The organism is Streptomyces scopuliridis RB72 (assembly GCF_000718095.1).
GTDB lineage: Bacteria > Actinomycetota > Actinomycetes > Streptomycetales > Streptomycetaceae > Streptomyces > Streptomyces scopuliridis.
On the sequence record NZ_JOEI01000112.1, the window covers coordinates 1 to 230 of the forward strand.

At 66.5% G+C, this 230-nt stretch carries 1 protein-coding gene; it reads left to right on the plus strand.

The window, feature by feature from the left end:
- A partial coding sequence (locus IF11_RS37550) for an RHS repeat domain-containing protein (protein ID WP_037729573.1) occupies nt 1–230 on the plus strand: 230 nt, incomplete at both ends.

Below are 230 nucleotides of genomic sequence, written 5' to 3' on the forward strand. Positions count from 1 at the left end.
TCACCCGCTACGAACGCGACACGTTCGGCCGCCCCGTACGGATCACGGACCCGCTGGGAGCGGTTGTCCTCCTCCAGTGGACCATCGAGGGCGAACTCGTGAGTCGTACCGGTCCGGACGGCGCGACCGGATCCTGGTCCTACGACGGCGAGGGCAATTGCCTCACCCACACCGATCCCATCGGCGGTACCACCCGCTTCGAATACACCCACTTCGACCTGCTCGTGGCC